General features: G+C 69.1%; 15 protein-coding genes. 6 read left to right on the forward strand and 9 right to left on the reverse strand.

What is annotated here, in order from left to right:
• Position 1 precedes the first annotated feature (1 nt).
• Complete coding sequence (locus tag ACH4EW_RS14855) at positions 2–763, reverse strand: cobalt-precorrin-6A reductase (RefSeq protein WP_398256307.1); 762 nt, start codon at positions 761–763, stop codon at positions 2–4.
• A gap of 80 nt (positions 764–843) precedes the next feature.
• Between ACH4EW_RS14855 and ACH4EW_RS14860 the strand changes: the two genes are divergently transcribed.
• Positions 844–1,248: a hypothetical protein gene (locus ACH4EW_RS14860; protein ID WP_398256309.1), complete on the forward strand. Its 405-nt coding sequence runs from the start codon at positions 844–846 to the stop codon at positions 1,246–1,248.
• A gap of 7 nt (positions 1,249–1,255) precedes the next feature.
• Here ACH4EW_RS14860 and ACH4EW_RS14865 read toward each other — a convergent pair whose 3' ends face one another.
• From ACH4EW_RS14865 to ACH4EW_RS14875, 3 genes are read right to left on the reverse strand one after another with little or no spacing between them, the layout of a single operon-like run.
• On the reverse strand, positions 1,256–2,488 hold the full coding sequence (locus tag ACH4EW_RS14865; protein ID WP_398256312.1) for an FAD-dependent oxidoreductase: 1,233 nt from the start codon (positions 2,486–2,488) through the stop codon (positions 1,256–1,258).
• Positions 2,485–3,930, reverse strand: a complete 1,446-nt coding sequence (locus ACH4EW_RS14870; protein ID WP_398256315.1) for an NAD(P)/FAD-dependent oxidoreductase — start codon at positions 3,928–3,930, stop codon at positions 2,485–2,487. The genes ACH4EW_RS14865 and ACH4EW_RS14870 overlap by 4 nt, the downstream gene beginning before the upstream one ends.
• Before the next feature lie 19 nt (positions 3,931–3,949).
• Entirely contained in the window at positions 3,950–5,383 is a 1,434-nt protein-coding gene (locus ACH4EW_RS14875; RefSeq protein WP_398256318.1) for an FGGY family carbohydrate kinase, read from the reverse strand.
• Positions 5,384–5,821: 438 nt separating this feature from the next.
• On the opposite strand from ACH4EW_RS14875, the gene ACH4EW_RS14880 reads away from it, so the two are divergent.
• Together ACH4EW_RS14880 and ACH4EW_RS14885 are read left to right on the forward strand one after the other, a co-directional pair.
• Positions 5,822–6,829 (forward strand): hypothetical protein, encoded by a 1,008-nt coding sequence (locus ACH4EW_RS14880; RefSeq protein WP_398256320.1) that lies wholly within the window; start codon positions 5,822–5,824, stop codon positions 6,827–6,829.
• An 88-nt stretch (positions 6,830–6,917) separates the two neighbouring features.
• On the forward strand, positions 6,918–8,447 hold the full coding sequence (locus ACH4EW_RS14885) for an amino acid permease (protein ID WP_398256323.1): 1,530 nt from the start codon (positions 6,918–6,920) through the stop codon (positions 8,445–8,447).
• A 152-nt stretch (positions 8,448–8,599) separates the two neighbouring features.
• Here the strand turns inward: ACH4EW_RS14885 and ACH4EW_RS14890 are convergent, their stop codons facing one another.
• From ACH4EW_RS14890 to ACH4EW_RS14905, 4 genes are all read right to left on the reverse strand, one after another.
• Positions 8,600–9,232: a lactate utilization protein C gene (locus ACH4EW_RS14890; RefSeq protein WP_398256327.1), complete on the reverse strand. Its 633-nt coding sequence runs from the start codon at positions 9,230–9,232 to the stop codon at positions 8,600–8,602.
• Positions 9,229–10,773: a lactate utilization protein B gene (locus ACH4EW_RS14895; protein WP_398256329.1), complete on the reverse strand. Its 1,545-nt coding sequence runs from the start codon at positions 10,771–10,773 to the stop codon at positions 9,229–9,231. The genes ACH4EW_RS14890 and ACH4EW_RS14895 overlap by 4 nt, the downstream gene beginning before the upstream one ends.
• Positions 10,770–11,537 carry a (Fe-S)-binding protein gene (locus ACH4EW_RS14900; RefSeq protein ID WP_398256331.1) on the reverse strand — a complete coding sequence of 256 codons (768 nt, stop codon included), beginning with the start codon at positions 11,535–11,537 and terminating at the stop codon, positions 10,770–10,772. The genes ACH4EW_RS14895 and ACH4EW_RS14900 overlap by 4 nt, the downstream gene beginning before the upstream one ends.
• Before the next feature lie 153 nt (positions 11,538–11,690).
• The gene (locus ACH4EW_RS14905) at positions 11,691–12,425 is read right to left on the reverse strand and encodes a FadR/GntR family transcriptional regulator (RefSeq protein WP_398256334.1); all 735 of its coding nucleotides are present in this window, start codon (positions 12,423–12,425) and stop codon (positions 11,691–11,693) included.
• Between the two features lie 65 nt (positions 12,426–12,490).
• On the opposite strand from ACH4EW_RS14905, the gene ACH4EW_RS14910 reads away from it, so the two are divergent.
• The 3 genes from ACH4EW_RS14910 (at position 12,491) to ACH4EW_RS14920 (ending at position 14,065) form a co-directional block, all read left to right on the forward strand.
• Positions 12,491–12,700 carry a hypothetical protein gene (locus ACH4EW_RS14910; protein ID WP_398256337.1) on the forward strand — a complete coding sequence of 70 codons (210 nt, stop codon included), beginning with the start codon at positions 12,491–12,493 and terminating at the stop codon, positions 12,698–12,700.
• A gap of 48 nt (positions 12,701–12,748) precedes the next feature.
• A complete protein-coding gene (locus ACH4EW_RS14915; RefSeq protein ID WP_398256339.1) occupies positions 12,749–13,618 on the forward strand; it encodes a DUF2510 domain-containing protein in 870 nt (289 codons plus the stop codon).
• A gap of 120 nt (positions 13,619–13,738) precedes the next feature.
• The gene (locus ACH4EW_RS14920) at positions 13,739–14,065 is read left to right on the forward strand and encodes a hypothetical protein (protein ID WP_398256342.1); all 327 of its coding nucleotides are present in this window, start codon (positions 13,739–13,741) and stop codon (positions 14,063–14,065) included.
• A gap of 39 nt (positions 14,066–14,104) precedes the next feature.
• Here ACH4EW_RS14920 and ACH4EW_RS14925 read toward each other — a convergent pair whose 3' ends face one another.
• Positions 14,105–14,737: a class I SAM-dependent methyltransferase gene (locus ACH4EW_RS14925; protein WP_398256345.1), complete on the reverse strand. Its 633-nt coding sequence runs from the start codon at positions 14,735–14,737 to the stop codon at positions 14,105–14,107.
• Positions 14,738–14,973 lie beyond the last annotated feature (236 nt).

The following is a 14,973-nucleotide window of genomic DNA, read 5'->3' on the forward strand; positions in this document are numbered from 1 at the left end:
ATCAGCCTTCCTGGCACAGCAGTTGGAGCGCAGACGCCACATCGTGCACGACGGGTACGCCGTCGGGCGATGGCGGTCGGCGGACCACGACCACGGGCAGGCCGAGGTTTCTGGCGGCGGTGAGTTTCGCCGCGGTGGCGGGGCCGCCGCTGTCCTTGGTGACGAGGACGTCGATGACGCGGTCGCGCAGCAGCGCCGTCTCTCCTTCGACGGTGTACGGACCGCGGTCGAGGATTACGTCGGTGTGACGGGGCAGCGGTGGCTCGGGGGGTTCCACGGACCGTACAAGGAAGTGGAGCGCGTCCGCGCCCGGGGCGGTGGCGAAGGCGGCCAGGCCCAGGCGGCCGGTGGTGAGGAAGATCCGGCGGCCCAGGTCGGGAAGTTGCGCGGCGGCGTGCGCGAGGTCGTCGGCCGGGTGCCAGCGGTCGCCGGGGCCTGCCGTCCACCCGGGGCGGCGCAGCGCGAACAGTGCGGTACCGGTGGCCTTCGCGGCCTCGGCGGCGTTGGCGCTGATGGTGCCGGCGAACGGGTGGGTGGCGTCGACGACGGTGTCCACACTGTGCGTACGCAGCCAGTCGGCGAGGCCCTGGGAGCCGCCGAAGCCTCCGATGCGTACGTCGCCGGCGGGCATCCGGGGCCGGGCGACCCGGCCGGCCAGCGAGGTGGTGACGCGCACCGTCGCATCGCCGCCGGTCCCGGTCAGCTCGGCGGCGAGCTGCCGGGCTTCGGTCGTACCGCCGAGGATCAGAATGTGGCCGGACATGCACCGAACCTACGTCACCTTCGCCGCCCGACGCGCGGAGCGGTGAACAGGGCGGCCCGCAGCCATTACGATCCGGCGTCATGAGCACTTCTGACCAAAACCAGGCCGTGCACACCCCGATAGCCGCTCCCGAGGCCGTTGCGGAATCCGATTCCGAGGCTGTTTCGGAAATTGTTCCCGAGACCGATTCCGAGGCTGCTGCCGAGACCGTCACCGAGACCGAGGGCCGAAGGCTGACGCCTCGCCAGGCGAGACGGTTGCGCATCGTCCTCTCGTCGGTCGGCATGGCGGCGATGGCGGTCGTTCTTGCGCTGCGGATCGCCAGCCGGTCGTCGGTACTGGTGGTCGGGGTGTACGGGATCGCGCTGATCCTGTGCGGAATCGTGATCGAGCTCAGCAGGAACGGCCGTACCCGGCTGGGCAGTTGGCTGCTGGCCGTCAATCTGCTGGCGGCGATCGGTTCGGACTGGCTGCTGATTCCCTGACGTACGGTCAGCGCACCGCGATCCGCACGGTCGCGCCGTGCGGATCGACCCGCTCGAGCCAGTCGGCGCGCAGTTGGAACGGACGGCCCGGTACGGCGGGCAGCAGCAGTCGCTGACGGTGGAGCACACGGCCCTCCTGGCGGACGACGAGCAGCGGTGAGGGCAGTCTCCGGGTGGTGCGCAGCGTGAAGCGGCCACGGAGCCGGGTGTCGCGTCCGGGACCGATGAGGTTCGGTGCGATCCACTGGAGCGGGGAATCGACCGCGACGGACAATCGGTCGGCAGGCCAGGCATCGGCTGCCAGGTGACGCAGTACGGGCGCGGCGACGGCGCGTCCTTCGGCGGCCGCGATGCCGGCGCTTTCCACACCGTGCAGCAGATTGCCGACGGCGAAGACTCCGGTCTCGGTCGTGCGGTACGAGGCGTCGTACGCGGGGCCGCGGGTGCCGGGGTCCAGGGTGACCGCGCCGCGCCGGGCCAGTTCGTGGTCGGGGATCCAGTCACCGGTGAAGACGACCGTGTCGCAGCGCAGGGTCGTGGTCCGGCCGTCGTGATGCCGCAGCGCCACTCCGGTGAGCCGTTCCCGGCCGGTCAGGGCGGTGACGGAGGCACGGGTGAGAAGCGGGGTGCGGTCCAGGGGCCGGGTCAGGGCCGTGAGCCGGGCGGGCGGCTGGTCGGTGACCAGGGCCACGACGTCCAGTCCGGCGAGGCGCAGGGTGTCGGCCGCGGCACGGCTGACGGGTTCGTTGCCGATGACGACCGCGCGGGTCCCGATCCGCTGCCGGTGAAGATGGACGGCCTGCTGGAGTTCGCCGGTGGTGTAGACGCCGGGCGGGCGGGAGCCGGGGACGAGACGGGCGCTGCGGGGGCGTTCGCGGGCGCCGGTGGCGAGGACGACTGCGCGGGCGGTGATCCGTTCCAGTCCGGTCGGTGCGGTGGTGTCGACGGTCAGCGGTCCGGCCCAGCCGGTTACGGTGACGCCGGTTCGCAGGGTGGCTCCGGCCCGTTCGGCCGCGGCGACGCTTCTCCGGGCGTACGCGGGTCCGGTCACCCCTCCCCCGGTGGCGCGGCCACCGAAGCCGCCGTGGAAGCAGTGGCGCGGGATGCCGCCCGCGGCCTGTTCACGCTCCAGGATCTCGACCCTGCCCGCACCGGATGCGGCGAGTTCGGCCCCGGCGCCGAGGCCGGCCGGACCGCCGCCGATGACCAGTACGTCGACGGTCCGCTCGAGCCGGGTCATGGCCGGGCCTCCTCGATCAGTGCGCGGACCGCGGCTCCGCAGTAGAACCCCTGACATCGCCCGTTGCCGGCCCTGGTTCTGCGGCGCAGCCCGTCCCGGGTGAGCGGTGGGATCGTGCCGGACAGGGCGTCCCTGATCTCCCCCGCGGAGACCCGCTCGCAGTGGCAGACGAGCGTGCCGTAGGCCGGGTCCTCGGCGATCAGTTCGGCGTTCTCGTACGGGCGGGGGAATGCCTCGCCGAGGTTGGGCATGGTGACGGGCGGCAATTCGGACGGCGTACCGAGATCGAGGCCCGAGCCGCTGAGCAGTTCGGTGACATACGCGGCGATGGCCATCGAGGCGGTGAGTCCGGTGGAGCGGATGCCGCCGACGGCGATGTAGCGCCGGTCCGGGTAGTCCTGGATGCGATAGTCCTCCTGGCCGGTGGCGGCGCGCAGCCCGGCGTAGACGGCCGTGACTTCTTCGTCGAGCAGTTCGGGCAGGACGCGGCGGCCCTTTTCGCGCAGCACGGCGATTCCGTCCGCGGTCGATCCGGTGGCGGTCTTGTCGTCGAGTTCTTCGGCTGTGGGGCCGAGCAGCACGTTGCCGAAGACGGTCGGCGCGACCAGAACTCCCTTGCCGACGGCGGTGGGTACGGGAAGCAGGATGTGGCTGACGAGATCGCGGGCGAGCTTGTCGAAGACGATGAGCTGGCCGCGGCGCGGGGTGACGGTGAAGACGTCGTGGCCGAGTTCCCGGTCGAGTACGTCGGAGTACAGTCCGGCGGCGTTGATCAGATGACGGGTGCGCAGTGTCCCGCGGGTGGTGGTGAGGGTGTGGACGTCGTCGTCGCTGTCGATGTGCTGTACCCGGCAGTTGAGGTGCAGATGGATTCCGGCCCGCACCGCCTGGGTGGCGTAGGCGAGCGGAGTCGTCCAGGGGCAGATGATGCTTTCGTCGGGGATTTCGAGTGCGCCGAGGGCGCCTGGCCCCAAGTGAGGTTCGCGCTCCCGCAGTTCGTCGGCGTCCAGGAGGCGTGCCGCGTGGTAGTCGTTGCGTTCGGCCTTCGCCAACAGACCGGGAAGTGCGGCCAGCTGTTCCTCGTCCCAGGCGATCAGGAGGGCGCCGACACGTTCGACGGGGATGCCGGTCTCGGCAGCGTAGGCACGGAGTCTGTGTCGGCCCTCGCGTACGAGCCGGGCTTCCAGCGAGCCGGGTACGGCATCGAAACCGGTGTGCAGGATGGCGGTGTTGGCCTTCGATGTGCCGTTGCCGATGTCGTCCGAGGCGTCGACGAGGGCGGTACGCAGCCGGTAGCGGGCCAGTTCACGGGCAATGGCGGCGCCGACGACGCCTGCGCCGACGACGGTCACGTCGTAGGCCGGCGCTTCGGGCCGCTCGCCCGCGCAATCCCCGGGCAGGTCGGCCGCCAGGTCTCCGGCCGTTGTGATCGTGCGGTTCATCGCATAACTCTCGTACGTATCAGGCGTGTTCCAGCAGGGTCTGCACGGCCGCGCGGAATCCGGCAAGGCGTTCGACCGCCTCGTCGGGGCCGATCCGGGGCTCGTACACGGCTGCGGGCTTCCATTCGGGTACGGCCTGCTGGAGCGGGAGCCGGGGGTCGACGCCGAGGCGGGCGACGGCTCCGACGCCGAGTGCGGTGACATCGGGCAGCGCGGACACTTCGACGGGTCGTTGCAGCAGATCGGCCTGGGTCTGCATGAGCAGTGCGGAGCGGGTCAGGCCGCCGTCGACGCGGAGCGAGGTCAACGGGGAGCCCAGGTCGCTCGCGACCGCTTCGGTGAGTTCGACGACCTGCGCGGCGATGCCCTCGCACAGCGCGCGCACCAGGTGCCCCGCGGTGGTGTCGAGGCCGAGGCCGGTCACCGATCCGCGCAGATCGCCGCGCCACCACGGGGCGGCGAGTCCGGCGAGTGCCGGTACGAACGTGACACCGCCGGAGTCGGGGACGGTGGCGCCGACCGGATCGAGGTCGGCCGCGCCGGAGATCACCCCCAGGCCGGTGAGCCAGTTGACGGCGGACGCGGCGGTGTAGACCTGTCCGTCGAGGCAGTAGCTCGTACGTCCGCCGAGCCGCCAGGCGACACAGCTGACCAGTCCGCTGGAGCTGCGGCGTGGGGCGGGACCGGTCTGGGCGAGCAGGAATGCGCCCGTGCCGTAGGTGCACTTGGCGTTTCCCGGGTCAAGTGCGTTCTGAGCGAGCAGGGCGGCCTGCTGGTCGACGAGGAGCCCGGTCAGCGGGAGTTCACCACCGAAGGCGGTCGTCGTACCGACGGTCCTGTCGGAGTCGACAACGGCCGGCAGGCGTTCGTCGCCGAGGCCGAAGATCTCCAGGGCCGCGGGCGACCAGCCGACCCGGTCGAGGTCGAGCAGTTGGGTGCGTCCTGCGGTCGCCGCGTCCGTGACGAACGCACCGGTCAGCTGATGGACGAGCCAGGAGTCACTGGTGGTGACGACGCCCTCGCGGGTCAGCTCACGGCGGATCCAGGCCATCTTGGGCGCGGCGAAGTACGGATCGAGCGGCAGTCCGGTGAGTTTCGTCAACTCTTCTCGGTGAGGGGAGAGTTCGTCACAGATCTGGGCGGATCGCCGGTCCTGCCAGACGATCGCGTCGGTGAGCGGCTGCCCCGTCCCGGGATCCCAGGCGAGCACTGTCTCGCCCTGGTTGGCGAGGCCGACGGCGGCCACCGGCTCACCCGCTTCGTGCAGCGCCCGGCGTCCGGCATCGACGACCGAGCCCAGCAGCTCGGCGGGGTCGACCTCGACGGCTCCCTGGGCACCGTGACGCGGCCGCACCGGCACCGAACCGGATCCGATCACACCACGCTCGGGGCAGATCACCAGAGCCTTGGTTCCCGATGTGCCCTGGTCCACGGCGAGTACCGGGCCTGTCATCGACACTCCAGCTGTGCGGAAGCTCTGCGGCTTGAACGGAATCGTGATCATTGATCTTCGACGCCCAGAGTGGTGCAGACCACCGTGTACGTCAAGAGCTGCCCGGGCGCCCGTCCGGAACCGTATGCCTGGCAACGTCCTTGCGAATGAGATGACTTGAGTAAGATCCGCGAATCGGTCCAGAGTTTCGAGCAACTGGCCTTACACTCACCGCCGAGCAATAACCGGACGCTTTCGAGCAGTTCGTTATTCAACAGCTGCTTCTGCCCCCACGTCCTTGAGGATTGATGACCGACACTCTGCCCCGAGCGCCGAGATCCCGGCTCTCGGGCCTTCCGCATCTGCACGGGTTCCATGCCACCGCCGGGTTGCGTGACGTACTGAGGAGATCCCCCATCCGTCGCATGTCGTCCCGTCGAACGGGGGCCGGGCGAGTCCATGGCCAACAGTGATTTCCGGCCGGTCTATCACCCGGCCGGCCATGACAACGACTTACGCGTCGCGTTACAGGATTTGCGCACCGGACGCTGGATGTCCATGCGGAATCTACTGGAGCGTACGCCGGACTGGACTCTGTGGACCCAGCGCACACAGGTGCTCGGGGCGATTGCCGCCGGTTCGGACGCGGTGCAGGCCTGGCTGGCCGAGGAGCCCCGGAGTGTCGCCGCGGCCGTGATGCACGCACGGGTCGTCGTGGAACGGGCCGTGCGGGCCCACCGCGAAGGCCGCCCCCGTGCACAGGAGCTGTGGCAGGAAGCCTGGGGAGCGTGCCGTACTGCCGCGCACACCTCGCCCGCGGACCCGGTGCCATGGGTGTGCCTGCTGGCCCTGTCCCAGTTGGACGAGCGGCAGCAGTTGGAGGAGCACCGGCTGCATCCGCCGGGACCGATGCTCTTCCCCGGCCCGTGGGGTCTGCTGGCGGAGGCCGACAAGCGCGATCCGTGCAACCGCGAGGCCTACCATCGGATGCTCCAGTTCGTGTACGCGCGAAAGGCCGGGGGAACGCTCTCGGATGCGTTCAACTTCGTGCAGTGGGCAGCCTCTTCCGCTCCGGACGGCTCCGCGCTGCATGTGCTGCCGCTGTATGTACGGGTCGAGCGCTACCGCCGTGAGCGCGGGCACGAGAAGGCTCTGGATCTCCACTGGGTCACCGAGGATGCCGAGCGGGACGCGGCCCGGGCCCTGGAGCTCTGGTTCCGTCGCACGGCCCCGATCTCCCATTCCCTGCTCGACCTGAACCATTTGGCCCATGCCCTGTGGGGAGCCCTCCAATTCGCCGATGCCGCACCGGTGTTCCAGGAGCTCGGCCCCTATTTCACGTCGGTTCCGTGGGCGTACCGCGCCCGTGATCCCGAAGCCCCAGGAGGCGCCGAGGAGGTTTTCCTGCGCGCCCGTGGCCGTTGTCTCGCCGGGTCCCGCGACCCCGGACGGGGGCCGCACGGCTGAGATCTGTCGGGTGACGCCGCGCTGTTTCCCCGCTTCGAACCGACCGCTTTCCATCTCTTCCCCATCACCGCTCATGGAGGTTCTTCCCATGTCCATATCCACCCGGACCCAGTCGGGTGCGGAGGCCGCCCCACTCAGGGACGAGGAGCAGCGGCTGCGTGAACTCGGCTACCAGCCGGTGCTCGCCCGCCGCATGGGCGGCTTCGGCAACTTCGCCATCAGCTTCTCCGTCATCTCGATCCTGTCCGGCTGCATGACCCTGTACGGCTTCGGCATGTCGACCGGTGGCCCGGCGGTGATGCTCTGGGGCTGGGCCGGTGTCGGCCTCTTCGTGCTCTGCGTCGGCATGGCACTCGCCGAGGTGACCAGCGCCTACCCGACCTCGGGGGCGTTGTACTACATGGCCGACCGGCTCGGCGGCCGCAAGTGGGGCTGGTACACCGGCTGGCTCAATCTGCTCGGGCTGCTCGGCGCGATCGCCGGTATCGACTATGGTGCCGCGCTGTTCACCGGCGCGCTGATGAATCTGCAGTGGGGATTCACCCCCACACCGGGCAAGACCATGATCATCTTTGTCTGCATTCTGCTGCTGCACGCCACGCTGAATCTCTTCGGTGTCCGCCTCGTCAGCGTGCTCAACTCCATCAGTGTGTGGTGGCATCTCGCCGGTGTCGCGGTGATCGTCGCCGTACTGGCCATCGTGCCCTCGAACCACCAGTCGCCGTCGTTCGTCTTCACCGAGTTCGTCAATGACACGGGCTGGCACAACCCGTTGTACGTGGCGGCGATCGGCCTGCTCCTCGCGCAGTACACCTTCAGCGGCTACGACGCCTCCGCGCATCTGTCGGAGGAGACTTCCAATGCCTCGGTGACCGCCGCCAAGGGCATCGTCCGCGCGATCTGGGTCTCCTGGGTCGCCGGTTTCGCACTGCTCGCCGGGCTTACCTTCGCGATCCAGGACTACGCGGCCGCCCAGGACAGCGCCACCGGGGTACCGCCGGCCCAGATCATGATCGACGCGCTGGGCACCTCCGGAGCCACCGCTCTGCTCCTGATCGTCATCGCGGCGCAGTTGTTCTGCGGCAACGCCGAGGTCGCCGCCGCCAGCCGGATGGTGTTCGCGTTCAGCCGTGACAACGCACTGCCGGGCTCGGCGCTGTGGCGCAAGGTGAGCTCGCGCACCCAGACACCCGTCAACGCGGTGTGGCTGTCGGTCGTCGTCGCGGGAGCGCTCGCGCTGCCGTCGCTGTACTCCGCCACCGCATACGGTGCGGTGACCGCGATCAATGTCATCGGCATCACGCCCGCCTATGCGATCCCGATCTTCCTGAAGCTGCGCTCCGGCGACCGGTTCGAACGCGGTCCCTGGCACCTGGGCCGCTGGAGCAAGCCGATCGGCTGGATCGCCGTGGCGTGGGTCGCATTCGTGACCGTGCTGTTCCTGCTCCCGCAGTCGTCCCCGGTGACGGTCGACTCGATGAACTACGCGTCGATCGCGCTGGTCGCGGTGCTGGTTCTGGCCACCGTGTGGTGGTTCGTCGCGCGCCGTTCGTACAGCACGCCGTCGGCGTACGGGAGCGCTCGTGAGCAGGCGGAAATCGAGGAAGGCATCATCTGACCCGGCCCCGCGCACACACCTCAGCCCTCCCCGGTCGCAGCGAGCAGCGGTCGGGAAGGGCTGAGGTGTGTGCGGTGGCGGTTACGGAACCCTGTGCGCGGTCGGCGCAGGAGCAGCTGGAGTCCGCCGAGGAGGCCGCGTACCCCGCCCTCCTACACGTCCGTCCGGATCAGCACGGCAAGCGTGCGCGGACCGTGCACGCCCTCCACCCGCTCCAGTTCGATGTCGGACGTGGCCGAAGGGCCGCTGATCAGCGTCGTCGGCCGCTCCGGCACCAGCCGGGCCACCGCCTCCGGTACCCCGACCTCGACCGTCGACAGGTCGACGACACACACATGCAGGTCGGGGACGAGGGACAGCGCCCGCCGCCCCTGGTCAGGCGAGCCGTCGAGAAAGATCGTGCCCGTCTCCGCGCAGCTGACGGCCGAGTTGGTGACGACCCCGTCCAATGCGTCGAGCCGGGGCGCCGGAATGCCGGCGGAGTCCTGCTGGACCTCACCGTCGTACGCGCCGAGCCACGACGCGTCGAGTCCGGCCGGCACACCGATCCGCTGTGCACCGTACTCCCGCAGCACCTCGGCGACGGCCTGCGCGGTGCCGTCGGCGGTGCAGGTGTGCACGTGCGCCTTGTAGTCGACGAGCCGGTCGGTGAAGAGGGCCAGGCGCTCGTCGTCGGGGAGGGTGCGGCCGGTGCGGTAGGCACGGCGGACGATGCTGTCCGCTGCCGGGGCGAGAGCCAGGGCGTCCCTGATCCTGCCCAGCACAGTTTCACGAGCGGTCGTCACTTCTCCCCCTCCTTCTTCTTCCGGTTCTTCTCGTACTCGTCGGCGGCGGCCCGCATCGTCGCGGCACCTTCGGCCGATGCCAGCCAGGAACGGAAGGTCTGCTTGGGCGGGGCGTCGGTGTCGCGGCTGTCGCTCCAGCCGTTGAACGGCGGCGGCAGATGCGAGATCTTCCCGTTCCGCCCGGCGACGACGCGGCCGATCGCCGCGCCCTTCTGCGCGGCGGTGTACAGCTTCGGTCTCTTCATCACCCCGGCCGCGGCCTTCATCGCCAGCTTCTCCGCCGTCGTACCGGACTGTTCGGTGTGCTGGTGGCGCAGCTCGACCAGCAGCGACGGAATGTCGATCTTGACCGGGCAGGCGTCGAAGCAGGCGCCGCAGAGGCTGGAGGCATACGGCAGGGAGCTGTTGGGGTCGCCTTTGGCCGCGTGCATCCCGGCGAGCTGGGGGGTGAGGACCGCGCCGATCGGTCCGGGGTACGTCGATCCGTACGCATGGCCGCCGGCCCGTTCGTACACCGGGCAGACATTGAGGCAGGCCGAGCAGCGGATGCAGTTGAGTGCCTCGCGCCCGATCCGGTCGGCAAGTGCCGCGGTGCGTCCGTTGTCGAGCAGGACCAGATGGAAGTCCTGCGGTCCGTCGCCGGGTGTCACACCGGTCCACATCGAGGTGTACGGGTTCATCCGCTCACCGGTGGAGGAGCGCGGCAGCAACTGCAGGAAGACTTCGAGGTCCTGATAGCGCGGCAGCACCTTCTCGATGCCCATGACGGTGATCAGGGTCTCGGGCAGAGTCAGGCACATGCGGCCATTGCCCTCGGACTCGACGACACAGAGGGTGCCGGTCTCGGCGATACCGAAGTTGGCGCCGGAGATCGCCACCTTGGTCGTCATGAACTTCTCGCGCAAATAGGCGCGGGCCGCGGCGGCGAGATGCGCGGGCACGTTGTCGAGGCCCGGGTCGACGCCCGGGATCTCCTTGAGGAAGATCTGCCGGATCTCGTCGCGGTTGCGGTGGATCGCCGGTACCAGGATGTGCGACGGCTTGTCGTGCGCGAGTTGGACGATCAGTTCGGCGAGGTCCGTCTCGTACGGGGTGATGCCGACCGATTCGAGGTGCTCGTTGAGTCCGATCTCCTGAGTGGCCATGGACTTGACCTTGATGACGTCGCTGGTGCCCGTCGCCTTGACGAGCCGGGCGACGATCTCGTTGGCCTCGACTCCGTCGCGCGCCCAGTGGACGGTGCCGCCGCGCTCGGTGACCTTGCGCTCCAGTTGTTCCAGGAGTTCGGGGAGCCGGTTCATGGTGTCGGTCTTGATGGCCGAGCCGGCGTCGCGCAGTTCTTCCCAGTCGGGCAGTTCGCCGGTGACGTTCAGGCGTTTGGCGCGGATCGTGCGGGTGGCCCTGCCGAGATTGCGGCGCAGTTGTTCGTTGCGCAGTTCGTCGTGGGCGGCCTCGGGGAACTTCCGGTCGCCGCGCAGATTTCCCGTGCCGTACGGGGAGCGGGGCGGGGTCGCGGGCATGCCGAGGAAGGTGCTGCTCATCGGACGGCCTCCGTCGGGACGTACGGCGAGGTGCGGGTGGAGGAGAGGATCTGCGCGAGGTGCAGGGTGCGGGTGCCCGACTTGATACGGGAGAGTCCGCCGCCGATGTGCATCAGGCAGGACGAGTCGCCGGCGGTGCAGATTTCGGCTCCGGTGGTGGCGATGTTGCGCATCTTGTCCTGGAGCATGGCCGTCGACGTCTCGGCGTTCTTGACGGCGAAGGTGCCGCCGAATCCGCAACAGGAGTCGGCTTCGGGGAGCTCGACGAGGTCGATGGAGTCGACGGCGCGGAGCAGCTTCAGCGGCTTTTCGCCGACCCGGAGCATGCGCAGGGAGTGGCAGGTGGGGTGGTACGTGACCCGGTGCGGGAAGTATGCCCCGACCCGAGTGACGTCCAGGACGTCGACGAGGAACTCCGACAGCTCGTACGTCTTGGCCTTGACGGTGGCAACACCCGCGCGCAGCGCAGCGTCCCCGTACCGCTCGGCGACGATCTCGTGCTGATGCCGGACCGATCCCGCGCACGATCCGGACGGCATGACGACGGCGTCGATCGACGCGTCACCGAACTGCTCGGCGAAATTCCGCACCAGGGGCACGGGTTCGCGCTGGTATCCGGTGTTGACGTGCATCTGGCCGCAGCAGGTCTGCCCCGGTGGGAACACCACGTCGTGGCCCAGGCGGGCGAGCAGGACCGCGGTCGATTTCACCGCCTCGGGGAAGAGCGTGTCTCCCAGACAGGTGGCGAAGAGTCCGATGCGCATGGGGGCTCCCCGATCGATTCTCCAGCTTTTATGGTCCGACCATACTAGCCTCAGTCCGGAAAGCGAAGGACGCGACACGCATGGAGCGACAATGAGGAAAGGTCATGTTCCTGACAATTCCTTGGGCGAGGCGCCGGTCGTCGATCAGCGCCCTTACGGCCGGTCGGGGTTCTCGTCGACCAGCGTGCCGTGGAGGCTGCGGATGTGCTGCTCGACCACGTCGGCGGCGTCCGCGCCCTTGCCCGCGCGCACCAGCCGCAGGAGTTCGGTGTGTTCCGCGTTGAGCGCGGCGGCCGTGGCCGGCCAGTCCTCGGCCTCCTCCAGGGCTCGCAGGATCAGCGGGCGCACCGACTCGCGCACGGCGGAGGTGAGCGTGGAGGTCAGTTCATTGCCGGAGCTGCGGGCGATGTGCACATGGAACCGGGTGTCCAGGTCGTTGAACTCGGGCGCCTCGACATCCGGTTCCCCCATCCGTACAACCAGGGCCTCCGCCTCGTCGAGGTCCTCCTTCGAGGCGTGCCGCGCGGCCGCCTCGAAGCTCGACCTCTCCAGCACGACGCGCACTTCCAGGACGTCATGAAGGCTGTAGCTGCCGAGGGCGAAGTGCAGACGCAGCAGCCGGCCGAGGGCATCGTCCGGGTTGCGTACGATCCGCGCCCCGGCATCCGGCCCCCGCCCCGGCTGGGCGACCAGCACACCGATGGTCTCCAGCACCCTCAGCGCCTCACGCAGCGCGGACCGGCTGACCCCGAGAACCGGCGCGAGCTCACGCTCGGGCGGCAGCCGGTCGCCGGCCCTGAGCTCTCCGGCGAACACCCGCTGCTCGATGCTCTGGAGCACGAGTTCATGCGTACGGGACTGCCGTACGGGTTGCCACTCGACGGGCATCCGTCACCCCCTGCCTCGGCCGGAATCGTCCGGTTGCCGTCGCACCTGCTGCCCGATCTCCAACTATGTCACACATCACGTATGGTCGGACCAAAGACTCTGTAGCGCAGAACTCGCCCACTGTCGCTGTCGGCGGTCCGGAAACCGCGCGGCGGCCCACCCCGTCCACCGGCGAGCGGCTGGCCGAAGGACCCGTGACGGCTCGCACCGCAGCCGAACCGGTCGGCACCCGTCTGCGGGTGGCCATGTTCGCCCGGCTCACCCGGTTCATCTGATTCGGCGGATTCATCAGATTCTCACGCAACCGTTCTACGGTGGACCGTGTGACCCAGACGAGCCCGCCCGGCTGGCATCCAGACCCCGGGTATACAGGAACTGGCCCCGTTCACGAACGCTGGTGGGACGGCAACCAGTGGACCGACCATCTCCGCGTGCCGCCCGCCACGATCCGGCGCCGCCGGATGCGTATGGGCATCACCGCAGGTGCGGTCGTTCTCGCCACCATCGGGGGCGGCCTCTTTCTGCTGTCGGAGAATTCCGACGACAAGAACGAGAACGCGGCCACAGCCCCATCCACCCCGCCTTCCGATGCGCCCGGAGGCGGCGGTGGCGGCGGCGAGAACCGGGCACCCGAGCAGCAGATTCCGCAGATCGAGGACGGCTACGCCACGGACCTGGCCAGCGGAGTCAGCCTCCCGGTTCCCAACGGCTGGACGGGCAGGTCGGGGATCGCGGGCGCAGACGTGACCACGGGCGAATACGCCTGTCCCGGCGACGCGTCCCAGGAGTGCGTGCGCGGCGGGGTGTTCTCCATGCCGGCGAAGGCCCTGAAGCTCGACACCACAACGGCGAAGGCCACGGCGACGAAGGACATCTCCGCCAACGCGACGGAGTCCTACGGCGAGAAGATCTACGGAGGCATCACCTCGCATCAGGAGCTCAAGTCGCAGCCGGTCACCGTAGCCGGTGAGCAGGGCTATCTGGTGCGCTGGAAGGTGATGACGAAGAGCGGCAACGACGGGTACGTCCAGTCGCTGGCGTTCCCGTCCCCGCGCTCCAAGGACACGCTGACCGTCGTCCGTTCCGGTTTCGACATCAACAGCAAGGCGCCGGACCTCTCCGTCATGGACGACATCACCAAGGGCATCAAGCCCGCATCGGGAGCGGGCTCCCGTCCCGGCACCACCGCGTAGGAGCGTGGCGGACGATCACGCCCGGCGGGGCGGGCGTCGTACACCGGTGAGTACGAAAGGACGGCCGGACTGAGTACGTCGTCCGATTCCTCACCGGGCCACCGCTGATCGAATGACACCATGGCTTCTGACGCACCGCCCCACCCCCGCATGCAGCACGTCACCACCGCCGGTACGGCCCTGGCCGTGACCCTGGCCCCGCTGGTGATCGGCGTGCTGCTGGCCAGGACCATGGCAATGGATCCGATGACGCCGGTCAACGCGTTGGTCACCAGGGGCGGGCAGTCAGCATCCATCTCGCCGGCGCAGTGGCGCGGATGCGGCAGGCATGCGCTTCGCAAGTGCAGGGGCTCGCTGGGCGCCTGCAAGCACCCGGGCTCTCTTGTGCGGCGGTGCCCCGAAGTGCATAGCCCGCGACGGCTCGGGGTGCTGCTGCGCCAGCGCTGAGAGAGCGATGGGCCTGCCCTCCAGGCAGGCCCGGCTACGTCAGGCCCGCCGGCAGTGCAGAAACAACTGGGGCTCGGCCACCGCTGCTTCGTAGGCCGGGGTGAACAGGCCGCTCTGCTCCCACAGAATCGTGAATCCGGCCCCGGCGACCAGCTCGGTGAATTCGTCGGCGCCGAAGCTGGTCGCCTGCACCGTCTGTCCCATGAAGACAACGCTGACGTCCTCGACGTCCAGCGGCACCGTAGCGACGACAAGGTGGCCTCCGGTGACCAGCAGCCGCCCCAGCTTCCGCAGGAGTCGGGACTGGTCTTCGCGGGACATCTGCAGCAACGAGAAGTACACGCAGACCGCGTCGAAACTCCCTTCTTCCAAGGCAAGTTCACGAATGTCCGCGCACTCGAAGGACGCACCGGGCACTTGTCGGGCCGCCAGGTCCACCATGACGGGCGAGACATCGACACCCAGCACGTCATGACCGGCGTCGGCCAGGGTCTGCGCGGTCGGCCGGCCTGTTCCGCAGCCCACGTCCAGGACCCGGCTGTGCGGTGCGAGGTGCTCCAACAGCCGGCGCAGCGAAGCGTGATGGGTGGCTGATTCCGCGAACGCCCGCTCGTACTCGGCGCCCAGAGCATCGAACACCTTCGCGGCCGGGAGGCCGTGTGCTTCGTCCATCGATGTGCGTCCTTCCGTTGCCCCGGCAGTTCCTCGGGATCGTTCCATCATTCGCAGCGGCCTTCAACGCCCCATCCAGGCATGTCACATGGGGAATCAGGGCGGCCGATACAGGGAAACCGCGCCGCTTGACCGGCTGATGCACAGCGCGCTTCGTGGCTCCGGCCGCAGGCCGAAAACCCGATGACCTGTCGGCACCGGGTTCATTACACTCGCCACCAACCGCACGCTGCAAC

It is taken from the genome of Streptomyces sp. NPDC018000 (genome assembly GCF_044328025.1).
Classification (GTDB): Bacteria; Actinomycetota; Actinomycetes; order Streptomycetales; family Streptomycetaceae; genus Streptomyces.